General features: G+C 68.0%; 20 protein-coding genes and 1 pseudogene. 11 read left to right on the forward strand and 10 right to left on the reverse strand.

The genetic code is table 11. The features are described 5' to 3' along the window. The first annotated feature begins 1 nt into the window (after position 1). Entirely contained in the window at positions 2 to 415 is a 414-nt protein-coding gene (locus tag DAT35_RS19515; RefSeq protein ID WP_108068573.1) for a PaaI family thioesterase, read from the forward strand. A gap of 46 nt (positions 416 to 461) precedes the next feature. Here the strand turns inward: DAT35_RS19515 and DAT35_RS19520 are convergent, their stop codons facing one another. Beyond that, positions 462 to 1,391, reverse strand: coding sequence for an AraC family transcriptional regulator (locus DAT35_RS19520; RefSeq protein WP_108068894.1), 930 nt, complete (start codon positions 1,389 to 1,391; stop codon positions 462 to 464). Between the two features lie 145 nt (positions 1,392 to 1,536). Here DAT35_RS19520 and DAT35_RS19525 point away from each other — a divergent pair, with 145 nt between their 5' ends. Continuing rightward, a complete protein-coding gene (locus DAT35_RS19525) occupies positions 1,537 to 1,965 on the forward strand; it encodes a DUF4267 domain-containing protein (protein ID WP_108068895.1) in 429 nt (142 codons plus the stop codon). 58 nt (positions 1,966 to 2,023) lie between these two features. Here the strand turns inward: DAT35_RS19525 and DAT35_RS19530 are convergent, their stop codons facing one another. The 3 genes from DAT35_RS19530 to DAT35_RS19540 form a co-directional block, all read right to left on the reverse strand. Next, a complete protein-coding gene (locus DAT35_RS19530) occupies positions 2,024 to 5,641 on the reverse strand; it encodes a Dyp-type peroxidase (RefSeq protein WP_158501787.1) in 3,618 nt (1,205 codons plus the stop codon). A 110-nt stretch (positions 5,642 to 5,751) separates the two neighbouring features. Next, positions 5,752 to 6,090, reverse strand: coding sequence for a helix-turn-helix transcriptional regulator (locus tag DAT35_RS19535; RefSeq protein WP_108068575.1), 339 nt, complete (start codon positions 6,088 to 6,090; stop codon positions 5,752 to 5,754). A gap of 5 nt (positions 6,091 to 6,095) precedes the next feature. Further along, positions 6,096 to 6,593, reverse strand: a complete 498-nt coding sequence (locus tag DAT35_RS19540; protein WP_108068576.1) for an SRPBCC family protein — start codon at positions 6,591 to 6,593, stop codon at positions 6,096 to 6,098. Positions 6,594 to 6,672: 79 nt separating this feature from the next. Here DAT35_RS19540 and DAT35_RS59020 point away from each other — a divergent pair, with 79 nt between their 5' ends. The 5 genes from DAT35_RS59020 to DAT35_RS19560 all read left to right on the forward strand — a co-directional run bounded on the left by DAT35_RS59020 (position 6,673) and on the right by DAT35_RS19560 (position 9,958). Then, positions 6,673 to 6,840 (forward strand): hypothetical protein, encoded by a 168-nt coding sequence (locus DAT35_RS59020; protein ID WP_158501788.1) that lies wholly within the window; start codon positions 6,673 to 6,675, stop codon positions 6,838 to 6,840. A 290-nt stretch (positions 6,841 to 7,130) separates the two neighbouring features. Beyond that, the gene (locus tag DAT35_RS19545; protein ID WP_108068577.1) at positions 7,131 to 7,631 is read left to right on the forward strand and encodes a hypothetical protein; all 501 of its coding nucleotides are present in this window, start codon (positions 7,131 to 7,133) and stop codon (positions 7,629 to 7,631) included. After that, a complete protein-coding gene (locus tag DAT35_RS19550; RefSeq protein ID WP_108068578.1) occupies positions 7,628 to 8,275 on the forward strand; it encodes a hypothetical protein in 648 nt (215 codons plus the stop codon). The genes DAT35_RS19545 and DAT35_RS19550 overlap by 4 nt, the downstream gene beginning before the upstream one ends. A 91-nt stretch (positions 8,276 to 8,366) precedes the next feature. Continuing rightward, positions 8,367 to 8,642 carry a hypothetical protein gene (locus DAT35_RS19555; RefSeq protein ID WP_108068579.1) on the forward strand — a complete coding sequence of 92 codons (276 nt, stop codon included), beginning with the start codon at positions 8,367 to 8,369 and terminating at the stop codon, positions 8,640 to 8,642. Positions 8,643 to 8,854: 212 nt separating this feature from the next. After that, on the forward strand, positions 8,855 to 9,958 hold the full coding sequence (locus DAT35_RS19560) for a kelch repeat-containing protein (RefSeq protein WP_158501789.1): 1,104 nt from the start codon (positions 8,855 to 8,857) through the stop codon (positions 9,956 to 9,958). A gap of 63 nt (positions 9,959 to 10,021) precedes the next feature. Here the strand turns inward: DAT35_RS19560 and DAT35_RS19565 are convergent, their stop codons facing one another. Then, positions 10,022 to 11,572, reverse strand: coding sequence for a DUF6178 family protein (locus DAT35_RS19565; protein ID WP_108068581.1), 1,551 nt, complete (start codon positions 11,570 to 11,572; stop codon positions 10,022 to 10,024). 81 nt (positions 11,573 to 11,653) lie between these two features. Continuing rightward, complete coding sequence (locus DAT35_RS19570; RefSeq protein ID WP_108068582.1) at positions 11,654 to 12,256, reverse strand: TetR/AcrR family transcriptional regulator; 603 nt, start codon at positions 12,254 to 12,256, stop codon at positions 11,654 to 11,656. A gap of 233 nt (positions 12,257 to 12,489) precedes the next feature. Between DAT35_RS19570 and DAT35_RS19575 the strand changes: the two genes are divergently transcribed. Then, positions 12,490 to 13,683: a hydroxymethylglutaryl-CoA reductase gene (locus DAT35_RS19575; RefSeq protein WP_108068583.1), complete on the forward strand. Its 1,194-nt coding sequence runs from the start codon at positions 12,490 to 12,492 to the stop codon at positions 13,681 to 13,683. Positions 13,684 to 13,706: 23 nt separating this feature from the next. Here the strand turns inward: DAT35_RS19575 and DAT35_RS19580 are convergent, their stop codons facing one another. The 3 genes from DAT35_RS19580 to DAT35_RS19590 form a co-directional block, all read right to left on the reverse strand. Beyond that, entirely contained in the window at positions 13,707 to 14,873 is a 1,167-nt protein-coding gene (locus DAT35_RS19580; protein ID WP_108068584.1) for a class I SAM-dependent methyltransferase, read from the reverse strand. Positions 14,874 to 14,979: 106 nt separating this feature from the next. Next, a complete protein-coding gene (locus DAT35_RS19585) occupies positions 14,980 to 16,227 on the reverse strand; it encodes a metal-dependent hydrolase (RefSeq protein WP_108068585.1) in 1,248 nt (415 codons plus the stop codon). A 32-nt stretch (positions 16,228 to 16,259) separates the two neighbouring features. After that, complete coding sequence (locus DAT35_RS19590) at positions 16,260 to 17,237, reverse strand: DUF2804 domain-containing protein (RefSeq protein WP_108068586.1); 978 nt, start codon at positions 17,235 to 17,237, stop codon at positions 16,260 to 16,262. A 36-nt stretch (positions 17,238 to 17,273) separates the two neighbouring features. On the opposite strand from DAT35_RS19590, the pseudogene DAT35_RS19595 reads away from it, so the two are divergent. The 3 genes and pseudogenes from DAT35_RS19595 to DAT35_RS19605 all read left to right on the forward strand — a co-directional run. After that, positions 17,274 to 17,474 (forward strand): annotated as a pseudogene (locus DAT35_RS19595) (sensor histidine kinase); the annotation flags it as partial. A 6-nt stretch (positions 17,475 to 17,480) separates the two neighbouring features. Continuing rightward, complete coding sequence (locus tag DAT35_RS19600) at positions 17,481 to 18,170, forward strand: glutathione S-transferase family protein (RefSeq protein WP_233261577.1); 690 nt, start codon at positions 17,481 to 17,483, stop codon at positions 18,168 to 18,170. A 14-nt stretch (positions 18,171 to 18,184) separates the two neighbouring features. Further along, entirely contained in the window at positions 18,185 to 20,107 is a 1,923-nt protein-coding gene (locus tag DAT35_RS19605; RefSeq protein ID WP_108068588.1) for a hypothetical protein, read from the forward strand. A gap of 22 nt (positions 20,108 to 20,129) precedes the next feature. On the opposite strand, the gene DAT35_RS19610 is transcribed toward DAT35_RS19605, so the two are convergent. Then, positions 20,130 to 20,858 carry a histidine phosphatase family protein gene (locus DAT35_RS19610; RefSeq protein WP_108068589.1) on the reverse strand — a complete coding sequence of 243 codons (729 nt, stop codon included), beginning with the start codon at positions 20,856 to 20,858 and terminating at the stop codon, positions 20,130 to 20,132. Between the last annotated feature and the right edge of the window lie 111 nt (positions 20,859 to 20,969).

A 20,969-nucleotide genomic window follows, 5' to 3' on the forward strand; every position in this document is an offset into this window, starting at 1 on the left:
CATGTCGAACCCGCTCCACGCCCTCCTGATCGCCCAGTTCAACGAAGCACCGGTCAACAAGATGCTGGGTGTCACGCTCGAATACAACGACCAGAACGAAGCCATCTGCCGCTGGAAGCGCAAGCCAGAGTTCGACCACGGTATGCAGGACACGCACGGCGGCATCATCGCGACGCTGCTGGACATGGCCGGCTGGTTCACGGCGGCCGCGCACAGCGGTGCCATCGTCGTCACGTCGGACATCAACGTGCGGCTCCTCCAGCCCGCGAAGCAGCAGGACCTGGTGGCCACCGCGAAGGTCATCCGTGACGGTTCGAAGGCTGTCATCGCGGAGATGACCGTGACGTCCGCGAAGGGGCTGGTGGCCATGGCCAGCGCCTCCTTCGCGAAGATCGGCGAGCTCCCCAAGGGCTGAGTCCCTGCCGAAACCCGACACTCCCCAGACCTTGGCAGGCCCGGTTTCAGGAGTGAGCCTGCCGACGGTACTGCCCGGGAGGCACGCCCATGACGCGGCGAAACGCCCGATTGAACGCGAACTCGGAGTCATAACCCACGCGAGCCGCGATCTCCGCGAGCCCGTCATTGCTCTCGCGTAACCGGACAGCGGCCTCCTGCATCCGCAGCCGGGTGAGGTATGCGTGGGGCGCCATTCCGACCTCGGCCGCGAAGCGGCGTGCGAGCGTCGCCCTCGACGTACCCGCGCGGCGCGCAAGCTCGCTCACGTCCCAGTCCCGCCCGGGCTCGGAGTGCATCCACCCCAGCGCACTGGCGAGCGTCTTGTCCCCGAGCGCCCCCAGCCACCCCGCTCCTCCCGGCGGCTGTGCGTCGGCCCAGGCGCGAAGCACCTGCACCAGCAGGACGTCGAGCAGCCGCGAGATGACCACCGAGCCGCCTCGCTCACCGCGCTCATACTCCCGCTCCAGCAGGGACACCGTGGGCAACATGGCGCGGACGGGCTCGGAGTCGCCGCGCAGGTGCACGCACGCGGGCAGCAGGCGCAGCACCGGGTGTGCGCCGGGCTCGTCGAACGCGAAGAAGCCACAGAGCAACCGCGACTCCACACCGGTCCCCCCCAGCATGCGCGTGGGTCCGTCCCCCTGCTCCGCCAGCCACTGCTCCAGCGGAACCTTCGGGCTGCGCGGCGAGTCCGACACGCCGTGCCCGTCCCCCCGAGGCAACAGCACGACGTCCCCCGTCCCCAGGGCAATGCTCTCACGTCCCTGGACCAGGTGGCACGTGCCCGAGGTGACGAGATGCAGGGTCGCCACGGCCGTCGGCGGGAAGCGCAGGCCCCAGGGGGCGCGCGCCACGGTGCGGCAGTAGAGCTGCCCCCGCAGCCGGGTGCGTTCGAGTATCTGCCCGAGAAGGTCGGAAGCGCGAGAGACGTCCACCCCCACAAGATAGCAACAGCCTGCCCGGTCCGCCCGGAGTGTGAGCGCTTCGGACAAAACATTGAGCGGCAGGCGAATGGTCTTCCGAGGCCCTCTCGGCCACATTCCTTCTCGTGAATCGCGCCACCGCGCGCTCGGAGACACCATGGAAACGCATCGCAACGACTTGTCCTGGAAGCTCACCTCCCCCACGGCCGTGCTGACCCTGCTGCTGGGGGCCTTCATGCTCTTCCTGAGCATCCGCACCACGGTGGACCCGGTTGGCGCGGCACGGGGCTTCGGGCTGCCCCTCTCCGGGTCCGAGGCCCTCCCCTGGCTGAGCGTCAAGTCCGGGCGCGACCTCGGCGTGGGGCTGGCGTTGGTCGCCCTGGTCGCCATCCGGCAGCGGCTCGCGGCGGGAGTCTTCGTGCTCGCCTGTATCGTGATGCCCGTGGTGGACGCGCTGACCGTCCTGAAGGGCGGCGCATCGCTCGCCCTGGCCCTCTCTGTCCACGGAAGCGCCGCGGTCTACGGAGTCCTCCTCGCCGCGGCGCTGCTTCGCCCGTCCTCCCTCCGGAACGCCAGACAGGCCTAGAGCGGAGCCACCCGCTCCTCCGAGACCCCGGAAGGTGGGGTCTGGCTGAACCCTCGCTTCAGCGCTTCCCCCGGCGCGGCTGGATGCGCCCTCCTGGCGGCGGCTCTGGAATGAACCAGGGCCTGCGCAGGTGCTGGGCGTGATGGGCGGGGAACATGGCGGAGAAGAACTCGGTCCACCCGCCCGTGCGCACGCGCACCAGCTCGTAGCGCTCGGGCTGAGCCGCCGCGGACTCGTAGGTGTTGGGGTCCGCGCACGTCAAGGTGATGAGGTTCGAGCCGACATGGCCCGCGGCGTATTGCCGGATGAACTCCACCAGTTCCTCCTGTGGGAAGTCCTCGCGGATGTTCAGGTCCACCGGCGCCGCGTTCGAGAGTCCGACGTTGATGGCCTCCTGGTTCCAGCTCTTCATGGCCGTGTAGATGGGACGGTTGGTGCCAGGGACGAGGTTCTTCGCCAGCGGCTCCTGGGCGATGGGCGGCAGATCCTGCGGCACCGGAGTCGGGCTGAAGTCCGAGGGGAAGGGCTGTGCATTGCGGCGGCCGCACGGCGAGGCGCCACTGCTGAGCGCGTTCCCGACGTACGCCTCGAAGGTGCCCACGCCCACCTGGAGGTGGAGCTTCCACGGCGCGCCCCGCACCGAGTACTTCTTCACCAGGCCCTGGAGCGTACCGGCCAGTACCGGAGGCGGTGACGCCAGCGTCTCCCGCGCCATGGTGACGATGCTCTCCACGAGCCAGCCTCCAAGCGCATCCACCTCCGGGTTCCCCATGCCGAACTTCGGCAGCTTCAGCGCGCTGTCACGAATCTGCATGAAGCGCTTCGCCCGCTCTTCCGAGCGCAGCTTGCCCGCGAGCTGGCTCTGGAAGGGCTCTTCCATTCCGAAGCCCCAGTCCTCATGCAAGGCCGCCACCAGCTCCGGCAGCGTGGTGACGGCGGTCTCCGGGTCGAACACCAGCTTCTTGATGGCGTAGAGCGAGTCGATGGTCGTCGCCATCGCCAGGTACATCGGCGCGATCAGGTGATAGCGCGCTCCACCGTTGGAGAGATCCCTCCCCGTCTCCACGCAGCCGTCGATGACCGTGGAGAGCAGCGGACTCGGACAGTAGTTCCACAGCGCTCCGTAGCTGCCCAGCACGCTCGTGTAGAACTGCACCGTCAGGTAGCGCAGGTGCTGGAGATAGAGCTCCTGGAGCTGCTCGAAGCTGCCAATCTCCGAGGCGGGACGCGAGCGGAAGCTGACCTTCCAGCCGCGCAGGAACACGGGGCCGGCCTGATTGAATCGCGCGCCCTCGTTGAGCGCGAGCTCGAGCGCATCCAGGGTGATGACGTTGCTGAAGGCGAACTCGCACTGCCCGGCGATCATCGGCTCGTAGCAGCCGTCACACACGTAGTCGCGCGCGGCCGACAGCGGCAGTCCCGAATTCTGGGACAGCGCCTTCACCATGCGGTCCTCCTGGAAGAGGATGGGATGGGAGCCGCCGCTGCGCAGCGCACTCGCCGCCTCCTGGAGAATCTCCTCGTCCATTCCCGGGTACACCCGGAGCGAGAGCACCGGCGCGTTGAGCGGCAGCCGGCGCGCCGAGCGCAGGCACAGCAGCGTCAGCCGGTTGGCTCCAGGCGTGGGCTTCGCGTCATCGGTCGGCAGGTAGCCGCCCACGGTGACCTGTTGCACCCACTGGTTGATGCCGTCGCCCTGCGGGAAGTTGCCGCCGACGTACGACACCGCCGTCGTCCCGTAGGTGGCGTGGTCCGTGGCGTTCTGCCGGTTGTGCAATGCCTTCTCGCCCAGCTTGACCCAGAGCGCATCGAGCACCTCCTGGGCCTCGGCCTCCTTCTTCTTGTCGAAGAAGGGCGCCAGGAGCTGATCCAACCGGCCAATGGAGACGGGCTCGCCCACCAGGTGCAGGCAGCAATGGAGGTTGAAGATGCACTGGGCCGCCTCGACCAGCGTGTCAGGCTTGTCCGTGGCCAGCTTGCGCATGCGGCTCGCGAGCTCCCTCAGGTTCCGCTGCTCCTCGGGTGAAAAGGAGGCGTCCTCCGCCATGCGCTCGGCCAGCAGCGCGTAGTTGCGGCAGTATCCCTGCACTCCCTCCAGCGACAGGATGGCGGCCTGGTAGAAGTCTCGCTGGTCGTCCGTGGAGGCCTTCGCGCGGCGCTTGCGGAGGTCCTTGAGCAGCGCCTCCAGGCCCAGCTCCAGCAGCTTGCGGTGGTTGGGCACGACGTGCCCCATGGACGACGTCTCATCCAACATCACGAGGAAGCCCGCCAGCCGCTCCTCGTCATTCAGGTAGGGCATGACCTCCTTGCCACGCCCGAGCGACAGCTCCGGCATCACCCCGACGAGGACGTCTTGCGGATCAATGCGGAACAGGTCCGCCCGCCACGCCCACGACTCACGCGGGAGCGGGTACTCGGTGGTGGTCCACACCCGCGTCAGCATGCGCTGGATGGAGAGGCCGCGGCGCACCACCACCGAGTCCTTCAGGTAGTGCTTCTCGCCCGCATCGAGGAACTGGGAGAGCGGCGGCACTCGAGGCGTGTCCAGCCGCCGGTACCACTTGTTCTGCCAGCGCGAGAAGACCTTCCCCAGCAGGCCGAGGATGCGCTGGGACGGCGGATCCCCGGGGCCATACTGGCCCGTGCCCATGACGTTCAGGTAGTCCTCCGAGTTGTAGAACATCAGCCCGTTGGCGCTCCGCACCTTCCAGAGGGGCGCGGGCTGGAAGTCGGAGGGGGTGAGGCCCTGCCGGACTCCGAGTCCGAGCTCCGCCGCGGAGGGGACGTAGAAGTAGCCGCCCGAGACGGCGTTGATGACGCCCAGCAGCCTGTCCGAGTCTCCCGAGGGCCCACCGATCATCCGCTCCAGCATGTGCTCGAAGGTGGCCGTATCCCGGGTGAAGGCAGCGAAGTAGATGCCCTTCTCCCGGCCACCACCGCTCGGCGCATGGCCGAAGGGCAGGGCCTGACGCACCAACTCGCGGTTGGAGTGGTCCTCTTCCAGGATGCGCACGCGCTTGATGTGACTGCGGATGTCCTGATCGGGAATGAGGACGGCATGGTCATCCCGGCCGATGACGTTCTGTTGCGCATTCACGCTCAGGTCCGAGAAGGCCGCCCAGGCCACCTCGAACTTCTGCGCCAGGGCCCAGCAGCTTCCAGCGGAAGTCTGCGTGCCCGTCCCCAGGATGTGCTCCACCACGGAGGCAGGATCGCTCGGGCTGGTGATGCCATCCACGAAGTGCTGATCCAGAATCTTGTGGTCTGGAGGCATCGTGGCGCGAGTCTCTTCCTTTCGAGAAAGGAGGGGCCCCAGCCGCTGTTCGACCTCGGCCAGCAGCGCGTCAACACCCTCCTTCGAGTCTGACTTCAGATACAGCCACAGGTCTCCACCCGTATCCCGGAAGTGCGAGCTGGAGGCCAGCAGCGGTTTCGCAGGCGGAGCACCGGCCGGGAGGTGGCCTGACCACCGGCCCCACAGTGCACCGTTGACGGCCACGACCAGACCACGGCGCCCCGTCCCGGTCTCGGCATCCAAGACGAGCCGCTTGAGTGCGTTGAGGACGGGCTTGCTGGAACTGGAATCCGCCAGCCATGCAGTGACGAAGATGCCGTGCGTCGGCGTGAACATCAGCCCGGGTTGGGCGGACCTCAGGATGGACTCAACGGATGGCACGCGAGCTTCCCCCTTCGCGCGCATGCACGTGGGCTGCATGCCCCGTCATGCCGCGAGGGAGAGACCTTACGGCCGCATCCGGGTGGAGATCGAGGGCCCACCACCGGGGTTCATTTCTCGACGAAGTCCTTCAGGCGGCCGAGCGTGTCGTCCCACTCCCGGGAGATGAGGTCGAGCAGGCGCCGCGCCTCCTCGAGACGGCGGGGCTCGAGCTGCCAGACGTTCTCGCGTCCGTCACGCGCGTTCTTCACGAGCCCGGCACTGGCGAGGACCTGGAGGTGCTTCGTCACCGCCTGGCGCGAGACGTCCGCCCCCTCCGTCAGCCGTGTGATGGAGAGCGGACCCTCCTCGCAGAGGCGAGCGACGACGCGCAGGCGCGTCTCGTCTCCGAGGGCGGCGAAGAGGGGCGCCGAGTCCTTCCACGACGGTGCCGAGGGGTGACGCCGCATGGCCGCTACCCCGCCTGACGAAGGACGTACTTCGCGATGAGCTTCGTCTGGTGCTCCCAGCCGCCTTCGTTCGCCGCGAAGGCCTTGGCGCGGCGCTCGAGCGGAATGCGGTCGAATCCCGATTCGGAAATGGTGAGCAGGGTGCCGCCCTCCACCTCGGTGAGCTCGAAGACGACGAGCGTGGCCGGCTCCTTCGAGTAGTCGACGCCCGGCTCGACGGCGAAGGGGTGCCAGCGGAACGAGAAGAGGCGCTCGGGCTCGATCCGGTCGACGGTGAAGTCGAACGCCTTGCCCGTATGCGGCTCCTGGAGCTTCGCGACCTCCGGGTCCACCGTGGTCGGGGTGATCCTGCCCGTCACCCGCGCGCCCGCCACGAACGGTCCGTCGAACTTCACCCCGAACCATGCGCCGAACTCACGCGCGTCGCTGACGGCGCGCCACACACGGCTCACGGGCGCTCGAAGGGTGATCTTCTTCTCGATGCGATCGGTGACAGTGCTCATATGCAACCTCCAGGTTGCACTTGATATAGGGCACGCCTTGATGGAGTGCAACCCAAAGGTTGCGCATGGGAACGCTCTGATGCCACTTCTCGGGAACCCGTGCCTGCCAGGCACGCGGCTGTTCCCTCGAGCGAGAGAGGAGGAGGTGGGCGAAGGAGGCCTTCCCGAGCCCCTCGCGTCCAGGCAGAAGTTGCCGCCCGAGGTGAAGGCCCACGCGCGGAAGCGGCTGGTGGCGCCCGGCCGGTAGCGAGGTGCGCCCCGCTCCCCCGCGCGAAGGGGCTCGACAACTGCCGCTGGCTGGGGTTGCCTTCTCCCGCGTCCGCGGCGTTGGCCCCGCGGACCGACTGCCCCATGCGTTGGCTCGCCCTCCTCTTCCTACTCTGCTCTCCCGCAGTCGTGGCAGCTCCCGCGGGTTCCTCCCAGGGAACCTCCCGCAAGAAGCCGAAGGCGCCTCCGCCGGAGGCAAGCCCCGAGCCCCCGCCGGCAGCGCCTTCACGCACCGGGAGCCGGCAGGCCGCAACGAAGCCCGCGGAGGAGATGCGGTACACCCTCGCGCTCGCTGGCGGCGCGTTCTACGGCGGTGGCTTCAACCGAGGCCCCCAGGGCTCGGCACAGCTGACCCTGTCGCCGCCCGGCTGGGGCCGCTTCGCCATCGACGTGGAGCTCGGCTGGCGGATGGCACGCTTCCACGAGGATGTCCCCGGCTCTGGAGTGATGACCTCCACCCTGCACTCCATCCCACTCACCGCGGTCGGGCGGATGAACCTCGTGCGGATGGCACACCTCGGAGTGGACGTGCGCGTTGGCGTGGGGCCACTCCTGGCGGTGCACCACCTCTCGAGCGACTTCTCCTCGAGCTCCGTGCGCTCGGCGCTCGGCTGGGAGCTGCTCGCGGGAGCCCAGCTGCGCTTCCCTCTGGGGGCGATCGAGCCGTTCCTCGACGGGCGGGTAGGGCTCGGCGAGGCGTACATCCCCTTCGTCACCGGGCGCTCGACGGGTGTGCAGGGGCTCCTCGGTGTGAGGTATCAGCTGCCATGAAGAAGCTCGTCTCCATCGCCGCGCTGGTTCTGCTCGCGGCCTGCCAGGACTGGCCGGAGCCGGTCATCCGTTCGGTCTCGCCGTCGGAGATGCGCGCGAGCGAGGCCACGGTGCTCGACCTCGACGCCGAGCTGCCCCTGCCCACGGTGGTCGACTACAGCAAGGGAACCCTCGAGGTGGACACCCGGGTGTCGGTGAGCATCGGGACGCTCGAGGTGCCGACGCTCGCCGTCTCGCCCGAGGGCGTCATCTCCACCCGCGTCCCGTCGATACTCACGCCCGGCAGGTACGACGTGAAGGTGACGCTCGGGGATGGCCGCACCGCCGTGCGACCGGGCGGCCTCACCGTCGTCGAGGGGGAGTGGCCGGAGGGCTACAGCATCGACCCCATCGGCCCGCAGCGGCGCCTGGAGCCCTTCACGGTGACAGTGCGCGCGACGGGCGCCAACGCGGCGGCGTTCCGCGGCAACGTGCGCCTGGAGACTGGGGCTGGCGGCACCATCGGCCCGCGCGTGAGCGAGCCCTTCGTGGACGGGGTGCTCACGCAGCAGGTGGTGGTCGACTCCGTCCAGTCGAACGTGGCCATCCGCGTCACCGACCTTGCCGGCCACACGGGCACGTCGAACACGTTCACGCTGCAGTGACGGGGTGATGGTCCTTCGGCGCGAAAATATTGATTCGCGAAAAATTCTGGTTTTAACGTGTATCCCCTCAACGCCGTACTGGAGGAGACACATGAAGAACACGATGTGGGCTGCGGGTCTGTCGTTGGCGATGGGTCTGATGGTGGGCTGTGGCGGTAGCGTCGCCGACGAGACCACTCAGGAGTCATCCGATCTGGAGACCCGTCAGGATGCCATTCCGGACTGCTCGGGTGGCGACTTCTACACCATGTATTACAGCGACGCCTCGTACACCACGCTGATTGGCGGCAGGGGTTGTCATTGTGGCTCCTACGCCTCGTGGGGCAAGACGAGCACCTACCGGCAGACCTCCGTGGATTGCGAGTAGGACCCGGTCACTCCTGGAAGCCGCAGCCCGTGTCTGATTCTTGTCGTGGCTGAGGCCGACGCAGCACCCTGGGGGGAGCGTCCATGCTCCCTCCGTCCTCCCCAGCGTTGACGTTGCTCCGCGCGGCAGGGGCTTGGAATGCATACCCCTCCCAGTAGAGTGCCCCCGCGGCCATCCCCCCTGGCCGTATGTCACCTATAGGGAGTGGTACAATGAAGACGACTTATTTGTTGTTGTTGGCGGGATTCGCATCCATGGCCGGTGGATGCCAACCCGAGGAGCCCGCGCAGGCATCCATCGCCGCGCCGGGGACCCACGAGGCAGCGCTGACCGCGGTGGGCACCTGGACGCTCAATGCCTCCTCGCCAACAACATACGTGAATCACACCGCCACCTTGATGCGCGCCACGGGCGACGTGCTGGTCACGGATGGCAGCACGGCGGACGTATACAACCCCTACACGAATGCGTGGCGGCGCACGGCGTCCCTGAACACCACGCTCTACGCCCGCACCGCGACAGAGCTGTCCTCGGGCAAGATTCTGGTGGCGGGCGGCTACAGCGGGACTTTGTCGAACCCGAGCTCGAGCGCGGAGCTGTTCGACCCGGCCACGGAGACATGGAGCCTCACGGGCTCCATGGCCACGCCCCGCGCCTCGCACAGCTCCGTGCTGCTCGACTCGGGCAAGGTGCTGGCGGTGGGCGGCAACACGCCCGCGCAGTGGGAGGGACCTCAAGCAGAGGTGTATGACCCGGACACCGGCACGTGGAGCGCTGTCTCCGGCAGCTTCACGCCTCGGAGCCGCGTCTCCGCGACGGTGCTCTATTCGGGCAAGGTGCTGGTGACCGGCGGCTACGTGTGGTGGAACTCGACCACCTCTTCCGAGGCGAACATCTATGACCCGGCCACGAACAGCTGGTCGCCGGCGGGAAACCTGTCCACGCCCCGTCATGGCCACTTCGCGATCCGGCTCTACTCGGGCAACGTGATGGTCGTCGGCGGCATTGGCGGCGGCAACTCGGTGGAGATGTACGACCCGTACAACAACCAGTGGTTCGCGGGTCCCTCCTTCCCCTTCGACCTGTCGCCGCTCTTCTCCGCGACGATGCTCTACTCGGGTGAGATCCTGGTGACGGATGCCGTCGGCAACGCGGCCCTGTACGACCCCTCGACGAACACGTGGCTCCCCGCGGCGAGCATGAACCAGCGTCGCTACTACCAAACGGCCACGCTGCTCCACACGGGGCAGGTGCTGATGGTGGGCGGCAACGGTCCCAGCGGGGCGCTGCGCTCCGTGGAGCGTTTCACGCGCTGAGGCCCGGCAGAGAGCCGGCGAGGGAGAACCCTCGCCGGTTCTCGTCGCCAGGAACGCTGAAGCTCAGGAAGCGAGCAGTTCCTCCACCCGCCGCCGGGCCTCCTCCACCTGCTGCCTCGTCGCGAGGAAGGTGCCGTTGAACGCGGGGCACTCGTCCACGAGCTCCCGCATCGCGGCGAACGCCGCCTTCGAGAGGAAGGGGGCGAGGTGCACCCACCGCCTGCGGGAGGCCCAGGGCCTGCCGGCCGCGATGTCCCGCGCGAGCTCGGTGCGTGCCCGCGAGGCGTCTCCCCGTCCCGCGGGCACCCGGCGAGTGAGGGCGGCGTCGAACGCGCGTGCGCTCCACATCACCACGTCCTCATGGAGCACCCGCCACCCTCGGCCGAAGCAGGGAACGAGCCCCTCCCGGGCAATCAGTCCACCGGCACGCGAGCGGTCCGAGCCGATCTCCGGATGCACTTCCATCCCGAGGTTGCACGTGGCGATGGCCACCTGTGCCGCCTCCAGTGCGCGCAGGGCGCGGCCCGAATGGCCACAGCCGGAGACCAGGACGTTGGACAGGTAGCCCAGCTCCTGCGTGCACCGCGAGAGGGCCTCGGGGGCCTCACCCTGGAGCCAGTCCAGCGCCTCCCGGAGCGTCGTGGCCGAGGCGTGCGTCCCGGCGTCGCCGCCCGCGCCGAGCAGGGCCGTGGGGGACTGTGTCGTCAGTACCTCCGCCTCCTGGAGGAGGTGGAGGAGGGGCTGGGTGGAAACGGGCCGCCCGTGCGGCGCTCCTTCCATGCCGGAGGGCGACACTCGTGAGGCCTCCTGCTGGGCCCGGGCGTAGCCGCGGGTGATGGGGTCCTCTCCCACGCGCCCGGACCTCGCCAGGCCCAGGAAGGCCGCCGCATCCGCCGGGGCGACGAAGCCTTCGCGCTCCCGCCGCTCTTCCCGAGCCTGGGCCACGTCCGTTTCGAGCTGCTCCGCCGTGGTGAGGACGGCATACAGCCCCCCGTTGTCCTCGATGTACTCCGAGGCGTGGTGGCAGCAGCGCTCGAGCAGGCGCGTGAGGAGCTCATGATGCGACTCGTCGAGCGCGACGAGCACCGAGAGCACCGCGTCCCACGACTCCGGCTTGCGGGAGATGAGCAGGAACCGATCCAGCTCATGGCTCAGGCTGCTCTCCAGCGCCTTGTCCACGAGGGCCTCGTCCTCCTGCCCCTCGGCGGAACGCAGGCGGTCCATCGTCAGCATGTCCAGGTCCAGCACGAGGAGCTGCCCGGACAGCGCGAACGTGACGAAGTCCTCGTCCATCTCCGCGAGCCTGGCCGCCGCACGATCCGCCCCCATTTCCAGCAGCACCTCCAGCCAGAGGCCGAAGCGCTCCGCGTCGAAGCGTTCCTCCCGGCCCGGGCGGGTGCTGCGCCACAGGTCCTCGTCGAAGATGCGCGCCAATTGCTGGGTCGTGGCAAGTGCCACCAACTCCCCCGCGTCCTCCAGCCCGACGTGGTGGATGAGGCGCGCCAGGGTGGGCGGTGGCAGGTGCTGGAGGGCCGAGACCTGCTCTGGGCTCTCGAGGATGCGGTAGAGCAGCGACCGGGTGCCCGGTCCCTTGAGCAGCTGACTCGTCGTCATGGATGCCTCCCTTGATAGGTGAACGTTTGATTCATTTTTAGGGCTGCGGTGATTCCCGGGCGGGCGGGGCTCCGCGCCGGCTCAGGGCCCGAAGAGTGCCGTGAGCCCGACCAGGTGGTAGCGGGAGAGCGCCTCCACCGCTTCCCGGATGTCCCGTTCCGCATCGAGGTGACGGAGGATGCGCCCCAGCGTTGTGACGTAGTTGCGGTAGAGCTCCTCGAGCGCGAAGCGCGTGGGGCGGGCAGGCCGGGCGTGGAAGTGAGCGATCGCGGCCTTGAGCAGGAACTGGACCAGTTCCTCCGCGAAGTGCTCATGGGGGGTGCCCTCGGGGCTCGAGAGCAGCACGACGACGCGCAGTCGGTTGGCCAGACAGAAGGCCAGCACCTCCTCGGAGACGAGGCGGTAGGGCGCGGTGGGCGCTAGCCTCCGGACGTCCTCCACGCCCCGGGCCGCCTCCACACGCTGCCGCAGGAGCCGCTGCAGGGTGGTCACGAACGTGTCGGGGATGACGGCCTCGTAGAGGGCGCTCTTGTTGTCGAAGTAGCGGTAGATGTTGCCGGTGGAGATCCGGGCGGCGGAGGCAATCTCCGCCATGCTGGCGCTCCGGAAGCCCTTGCGCGCGAACACCTCGAGCGCGGCCGCCTGGATGGCCTCGTGGACCTCGTCCTTGAGGTACTGCGCCATCGCCCACCTCCGCCATAAATGAATGGCTCGTTCTCTTTTATGCCTTCACCTGGGCGATGACAAGGGGCGAAGAGGGCAGACGGGCGGGCCAGCGGCCGGAGCGCGGAAAGGGCACGCCCCGCTGTTCATCCCCCGGCTATTGCCACTCCTGTCGTGACGGACTGGCTGTCCCCTCCTGGATGGCGGAAGCTTGCTCCCTGGACAGGACACGGCCTGACAGGAGCCTTACGCCGATGAGCGATTCCAACGAGAAGAACACTCGCGTACCGGTCCCACGTGATCGCGACAATGACTACACGCGGGAAGCCGCGGAGAAGCGCCGGGCGTTCATCCAGGAGCGCACGGGTGCGGTGCTCCATCATGTCAGCAGCTACTCGTTCGATCCCGGCACCCTGCCCGGCAATATCGAGAACTTCACGGGCGTGGCGCAGGTGCCCATCGGCATCGCGGGCCCGGTGCGGATCCTCGGTGAACACGCACAAGGCGACTTCTACGTTCCACTCGCCACCACCGAGGGCACACTCGTCGCCAGCTACAACCGGGGCATGCGCCTGCTGTCCCAGTGCGGAGGCGTCAAGGTCACCGTGCTCGAGCAGGCGATGCAACGCGCGCCCGTGTTCATGTTCGAGGACGCGCGCGCGGCACGTGACTTCGGCGAGTGGGTCACCGAGAACCACGAGAAGATCAAGGAGGCCGCCGAGAGCACGACCCGCGTCGGCAAGCTGCTCCACATCGAGCAGTACGCGGTCGGCTGCAATCGCTACCTGCGCTTCAACTACTCGACGGGCGATGCCGCGGGCCAGAACATGTCGGGGAAGGCCACGTACGCGGCCTGCGAGTGGATCCTCGCCCACTACCCGAGGAAGACGCGCTACATCCTCTCGGGGTCGATCGACACCGACAAGAAGCACTCGCTCCTCAACGTGCTGCGGACGCGCGGCCGGCGCGTGGTGGCCGAGGCAGTGCTCCAGCGCGACGTGCTCCAGAGCATCGCCCGCGTCACGCCCGAGCAGCTCTTCGAGTACCGGCAGCTCTCACAGGCCGGCAACTCCATGGCGGGCAGCGCCTACAACGGAGCGCACGCGGCCAACGCCCTGGCCGCCTTGTTCATCGCCACCGGCCAGGACGTCGCCAATGTCTCCGAATCCCATGCCGGCATCACCTACGCGCAGCTGCTGCCCAACGGGGACTACTACTGGTCGGTCACACTGCCGGCGCTGATCGTGGCGACGTACGGCGGAGGCACCGCGCTCGCGACCCAGCGCGAGTGCCTCGAGATGCTCGGCTGCGTGGGCCCGGGCAAGGCCCATAAGCTGGCGGAGATCTGCGCCGCCGTGGTGCTCGCGGGCGACATCTCCCTCACCTGCGCCATCCTGGCCGGCGACTGGGTCACCAGCCACGACAAGTACGGCCGCAACCGCAAGTGAGCCGGTGAGGTCCCCGCCGGACGCTACGCGGAACGCTTGAGCGGCAGGTCCCGCTCGCCCAGATTCACGCCGCTCAGCCACCGCATGCGGTTGAAGGCGTCCAGGTTCTTGTTGGCCACCACCTGGAAACAGGTGGAGCTGCCCTGCGCCGCGATGTGCACGGACCAGCCCAGGAACACCTGCCACAGCCGGAACCACCACTCGCCGTAGGTCTTCACCACCTGCGCGCGGTGGGCCATCCAGTTGTCGTACCAGCGCGAGATGGTGAGCGAGTAGTGGATGCCCACGTTCTCCACGCTGTGGATCTCGAACCCGGCCTTCTCCATGTTCTCCACCACGAAGCTCAGAGGCATGGAGGCGTCCGCGCCAGGGAAGATGTATTTGTTCATGAACAGGCCCCACACCAGGTCCTCCATGTGAAAGCCCAGGTGGCCCTTCTTCGCGCGCAGGCCGGCGATCTGCAGATAGAAGAGCCCGTCATCCGCGAGCAGGCCGTACACCTGCTGCATGAACGCCTGGAACTTGCGCACGCCCACGTGCTCGGCCATTTCCAGACAGGAGATCTTGTCGAACGTCTGGTTCGGAATGTCCCGGTAGTCCTTGTTCAGGATGCGCGCGGTGGCGCTCTGACCCAGCCGGGCAATCTGCTCGTTGCCGTATTGCGTGCCCTTCTCCGCGATGGTGATGCCGGTGGCAGCCACGCCGTAGTCCCTGGCCGCATGGGCCACCAGGGTTCCCCAGCCACAACCGATGTCCAGGTAGCGCTCGCCACGCTTGAGCTGCAACTTCTCGCAGACCAGTTTCATCTTCTGGTCCTGCGCCTCCTCCAGCGTGTCCTCCGGGGACTGGAAGAAGCCGGAGGTGTAGATCATCCTCGGCCCGAGGAACCAGTTGAAGAAGTCGTTCCCCCGGTCGTAGTGCGCCTTGCCAATGCGCTCGTCCTGCGCGCGGGAGTGGATGAGCACCTCCGGCAGGAAGTGGGAGAACAGGAACTTGAAGTGGTCGCCCACGAAGCTGTACTCGGCGACCTGGACGCGATCCCGGATGAAGTCCCGGAAGTCACCCGGGATGTCCACCCGTTCGTGGATGTAGTCCTCGATCAGATGCGTGATGGGGGTCTTGCCGTGCTGGTAGCGCGCGGCGACAGACGGATGGCGGACGAGGATCTTGGACGCTTCGGACTGCGTCATGAACCGGCTCTCCAGAAGGATGGGGCGTCACCCGGGCCATGGGCCCGTGTGCCTTCAAAACCGGTGGCGCGTTTTTCTGTCACCGCGTCCGTTCCCGGCTGGATTCTCAGTCCCCGGACAGCAGCTCTCCCCTCGGCGGAACCCAGGGTGGTACGAATCGGGGGCAGGCAGTGCCGTCATCGAGTGCGAGCTCCGCGAAGCCGAGCGCCCCCTCCCGGTCGTACCGGAGATCGCCGATGAGGCGGGTGTCCGCATCCGCGTCTTCGCGGAGGAACGGAGCTCGGGAGAAGCGCAGGAACGCGGCGGCGTGGCAGTTCCGCGAGACGACCGAACGAAAGTGCGGAAGCGAGAGCTCGAGCCCGTCGTGCCACGCGACCGCGTCTGTCGCCGGAATCTCGATGCGCGAGAGCCGCGCGGTCGTGGGCGTGGCGAACGCGAACAGCGGGCAATGGGTCACGGGCCTCAGCCCGGGGAAGGCAGCGACCTGCGCCCTCCGGAGTGCATAGCCCTCCTCCCCGCGGGTCATCACGGCGATGACCTCCCAGCAGAGGGGGTTCGTCGGGAGGGGAGTCACCACCGCGTCTCTCAGGGTCCACTCACCGAAGGCGGCCGGCACGTGACGCTCCAGTTGCGCCCGGGCGTGCTTGCCTCCAACCCAGAACGCCGCGAGCACGAGGGCACTCGTCACCACGCTGGTCGCCGCACGCGCGGCTGGCGACAACCGGCGGCCGGCCCACAGAAGCCCCGTAGTGAGGAGCGTCAGGAACGCGGCGTGGCCCCAGGGCACCGCGCCGAGGCTCCAGCACAGCCCCAGCACGAATACCAGCACCAGTGCCCAGAGGGCCCTGGCCACGCGCGAGCGGAGCGCGAAGAGAAACAGCGGGATGCAGCAGGCCCAGAACAGCGGCTCGATGATGAAGATCCTGTCCCCGTAGTACCAGGCGTTGTCGAAGGGCCAGAACGGATGGATGCCGTAGTTGTTCGTCCAATCGAGCGCCAGATGAAGGAACGGCCCCGCCACCACGAGGGCACCGAGGGTCCACACATCCGGGCGGGACAGCGCCCAGCGCCGCCAGCCCGGGAGCATGCGCAGCGTGAGCAGCATCAGCAGTGCGAACGGGACAGCGGCCACCAGGGTATGTGTATGGCCGCGATGGTGCAGCAGATACCCGAGCTTTCCCCCGAGGGCGAAGGTGTAGAGGAAGTCGAGGTCGGGCAGGTTGTTCGCCACGGCCGACGACACCCACGCGACGCGGGGCAATTCGGGCGAGAGCGCTCCCCCCTTCCGTGCGCGCAGGGCCAGGAGCACTTCCGCTGCGACGACACCCGCGACCGTATGGCTGACATTGTCCATGTCCCGTTGTGCACTCCTGGGCCCCGCGCCCGTTACCAGCGGTTCCTTGCCTCTTCCGCCCAGCCCACGAGTCCCTCGAAGCGATGTGTCACGCCATCGTCATCCACGGCCCAGCCGCTCCAGTGTCCAAACGCCTGGTACGTGTCCGAGGCAATGACGAGCGCCTCCGTCCTGGCGTGCCGGACGTGGAACGGCGTCAGCGTGGCATGGACCCGCTCACCCTCCACGCGCCACGGGGACGCGGGAGCCGCCCGCTCATAGCTCCAGCGCAGCTCCTCCGGAAGGTGGTGGAGACGGCCGTTGACCATCAACGCGTTCTCCGTCGCACCCGTGCCGTCCGTCCACTTCCCGCCCAGCTGTAGACCCAGCTGCGCTCCCTCCACGGTGCCCATTCCAGCCCCCCAGTTCCACGTCATGGAATAGGGCCAGCGGCCCCGCCCTCGGTCCAGCACCGCCCAGCTCTCCGCCGGGTCCACCTCGAACGTGCGGCCGTCCACCGTGAGGGTGCCGCCCACCCGCCGGGCCACATCCTTGAGCGTGTACTGGAACAGCCTCTCGCTCCAAGGAACGACGACCCCGAGCGCCTCACCGCCAGGGGGAACGGTCAGCCGGGCGGCCACCCGGCGCGAGCTGACCGCGAGGACCGTGCCGCCGGCGCCCTCCGTGAAATGAAGCTCCAGACCGCCCCCTGACGCGCTCGCCGAGATGGGCGGCAGCCCGTCCGGAAGGACCACCCCGCGAGCAAGTGGAAGGATGGCGTCCTGGCTGAGCTCCTCGCCACGTTCCCGATCATGGAGGTACACCTGCAGCACGCCGGCATAGTCCAGGCTGGAAATGGTGAGCCCCAGGACATGCGTGGGAGTGATGATGCCCCAGTACTCCCAGCGCTTGGTCCGACCCCAGCCCCGGAGGTTGGTCCGGTGCAGCTGTGAGCGGGTGTAGCCGACAGCGGCCGGGTTCAGCGTGCCGTTGGCGAGGCACAGGTCCGTGGCTTCGATGATCTCCCGCATCCGGCCAGCCTAGACCAACCTCTCGATCGCGCCGTCTCCGTGGAACATTACGGCGGCCTCGGCCTCGGCCTCCACATCGTGCGGGAGATCGTCATAGCGCTCGGCGGCTCGGTCCATGCCGAGAGCAAGCCCAACGAAGGAACCACCCTCACGGTGGAGCTGCCATGCGCCGGGCCCCCCTCCTCCGAGCCGAAAAGCCACGAGGTCGAAGCCGAGGTCGCAGCCCCCACCTCGTAGCACCTCATGTTGGAAGGCCTGTTCGCGGGATATGCTCGAGAGACGATGCGCATCCTCTTCCACATCCAGGCCTCGCCCTTCGCCCGCCGTACCCGCCTCGCGCTCGCGCACAAGGGGCTCACCGTCGAGCTGCGTGACGTGCGGACCCACCCGGAGTACTTCGAGGAGTCGCGGCGCCTCTCCCCGCTCAAGACGATCCCCGTCCTGGTCGAGGAGGATGGCCGCGTCCTCGGGGACTCGACCGCCATCTCCCACTACCTGGATCGGGCCTACCCTTCGGCCCCACGGCTCTGGCCGTCGGAGTCCGATGACGCGCACGCGGTCTTCGAGGTCACCTCGCTCGTCGACGTCGCCCTGGAAAGAATCCTCGATCTCGGACTTCGGTACCACGCGCTTCACACCTCCGACGCCTGGAGTGCCGTGAAGGCCGAGACGATGGAGCGTGCCCAACGCGCGCTGGACGCACTGGGCCAGCGCGTCTCGGCACTCTCGCGCCCCACCATCGCCCGGAGTGGCTGGTCGGCGGCGGACATGTGGCTCTTCGCCGCGGAGCAGTGGCTCGCCACGGTGCCCCAGCGTGCGGCCAGGTTCCCCGTGGCCGCACAGGTGGTGTCGCTCGGCTGGCGCCTGCCTCCAGAGCTCTCTCGCTGGGCCGATCAGCACCGAGACCGACCGGACGTGCGCGCACTCGACTAGAGTCCACCGCCCCCATGACTTCCGCTTCAGTGAAGGCGCTCGGCTCGCGAGTACTCATCTTCCTGGCGTGGGCCAGCGTCCTCGCACAGGCGTTCACCCACTTCGATCCAGGCAGTCTGGCGGTGACCGGGTGGAACTCGGATTCCGCCATCACGGTCCTTCAGTCCAATGATCCGGTCTTCGATGCCTTCCGCCTCTACTACTACGGGCAGGATCGCTTCGGCGCGTGGCCGTGGCTCGCGGCACAGGGATGGCGAGCACTCACCGGGTTCGACTGGACGCCCTACCGGCTCTTTCTCTGGCACGCCACCTGGGCGTGCACCGCGTGCCTCGCGCTGCTGGGACTGCACCGGCGGGTAGGGCTGTTCCTGGCGGCGGGCTTCGCGGCGCTCGCGCTCCTGTCGCCGCTCTTCCAGTTGCAGCTGTTCGCCATCAATCAGCCCTATGGCTGGCAGCTCACGGCACTGCTCCTCGCGTGGTGGACGCTCACCCGCTTCATCGAGGCACTTGCCGCGCCCTCCCCTACCCGGGCCACATGGGGTTGGGGGGCCGCGGCCACCGTCTTCACCACGATGGCCTGCTGGATCTCGCCCACCTCGGGCCCGTTGTTGCTGGTGTGCCTGATGGTGCAGGGGTGCCGCGCCGGAGTGCTGAGTCCTCCAGGGCGAGGGCGCTGGCGTTTGCTGGGGTCCCTGGTGCCGCTGGCCGCTGGCATCGGCTTCGAGGCGTGGGTGCGCCACGTCTACCATCGCTTCGCCAAGCACGAGTTCGGGTACGACTACCGCACGAGCATGCAACTGGACAACGGCTACCTGCTCGCGAACACGCGCGCGGTGTTCGGCCGGGTCCTCGAGCATGAGCTCGCTCCGCTCGTGCTCTTCGGGTGGGCGGCGGGGTTCATCGCGCTGGCCTTCCTCCTCTTTCATCTGCGCCGGCGCACGCTGGCGGGTCAGACCGAGCAGGCCGAGCTCGCCGCCCTGACGCTGGCGTTCGCTGGGGCTGCGCTCGCCAACGCGGTGATCACCCTGCTCGTGCGTCATGCGCGCCTCAACGAGCACGACATCCGCTATCTCGTGCCCACCTTCGCGCTGGGGGTACTGGCAGCCGCCGCTGGCTTCTTCTTCCTCCTCGGACAGGTGCCGCAGTTGCGAACCCGGCTGGGCGCGCTGTCCGCGTTCCTCGCCGTGGGCGTCATCGCGGGCAGTCATCTCCTCATGAAACCCCGTGTTCCGGAGCCCCTCCTGGCACTCGCCCAGGAGACCACGGATGCGGTCGTCGCCCGCGCCGCCGGCACGGTGCTGCTCGGCGGCTACTGGGACAGCTACATCCTGGGGGCACTCGATCCCGAGCACAGGCTCCCGACCGTTGCGATAGAAATGGATCAGCAGCGGACCCCCTTCTGGGTACCGCAGCTGCGCGAGGCGCGAGAGATACTGGTTTCCTTCATCCAAAACGCCCAGGAGCCATGGGCCGGAACCCTCGAGCAGCCCAATCCGTGGCTCCTCCAGTACGGGGTCCCCTTCCAACTCGCGGACGCCCGCTGGGCCGTTCATCCGCCCTTCCTCTTCGCGCGCTACCGCAACGAGCGGGAACACACCCTGCCGGTGCGGCTCACTCCAGAGCGAGGCTTCAAGCCCTGCAAGCCGGGCGCATCGCTCACCGTGAACTTCGAGCAACCCTTCGAGCGAGGCCTGCTGTTGGTGAGCACCCGGGCGCCCGCGGGAGGCATCGACGTGGAGGCACCTGGAGCGGCCGAGGCGCGGCTGGAGGCACTCCCCAATGTGTGGTTGCTGCACCTGTCCACCGGAGCGCAGCCGCTGCGACAGGTGACGCTCCGGGTACGGCCCGACGTGGTGTCCGAACGCTGTGAATTCAGCGGAGTCGCCCTCGTGACCGGAGCGCCACTGGCATCCATCGGAGCCGCTGAGAGAGATTGAAGGACCTCGGGAGGGTCCGCGCTCATCGCTGGCCAGCGGACCCTCTTCGAATCCGGGTCTCCCGTCCGTCTCCATCTGGGGCCTCCTGCTTTCGGTCCACCTCGTCGAGCACCTGCACGTCGAGGTGGGTCACATCGCCCCATTGCACGAGGGTGAGCTGCTCGCCGTCACTGCTCAACCGGTTGATGCTGGCATTGCGCAACTCATGCTGGCGCGGCGCATCGAGCGCCATGCCGCTTGCGGCCCGATACAGACAATCCAGCACGCCGCCGTGCGCCACCAGTGCGATACGCCCGCTGGGATGACGCCGCGCGAGCGTCAGGGTGATATCCAAGATGCGCATGTGGAGTTCCGCGAGTGATTCACCCCCCGCGGGAGCCCAATCCACCATGCGCGCCTTCCAGGCGGCGAAGGCTTCCGGATGACGCGCCTCCACCTCGGCGGGCGTCAGGCCCTGGAAGATGCCGAAATGCCGCTCGCGCAGACGTGGCTCGGCCTGCACCTGCAGGACCCGTCCCGTGGCGAGAGCCTGCGCGGTCTGCATGGCCCTCGAGAGATCGCTCGAGTAGATCGCATCCAATGGTTCGGATGAGAGCGCACGTCCGAGCGCCTCGGCCTGCGCCCTGCCATGCGCATTGAGCGGCACGTCGAGATGACCCTGCAGACGGCGGTCGAGGTTCCAGGCCGTCTCTCCATGACGGATGACCACCAGGTGTGTGATGGCGGAGACAACGGGACGGCTCACCGACATGATGTTCCCTTCCTCTGCGGTTCGAACGGGGCCATGTCCGTGACTTCGCCTGGGAGTTGTCCACCGGGCCGGCCAGCTTCCGCACCCGCGTCTACATACCCTGAGCTCGAG

The organism is Vitiosangium sp. GDMCC 1.1324, from assembly GCF_003044305.1.
GTDB lineage: Bacteria > Myxococcota > Myxococcia > Myxococcales > Myxococcaceae > Archangium.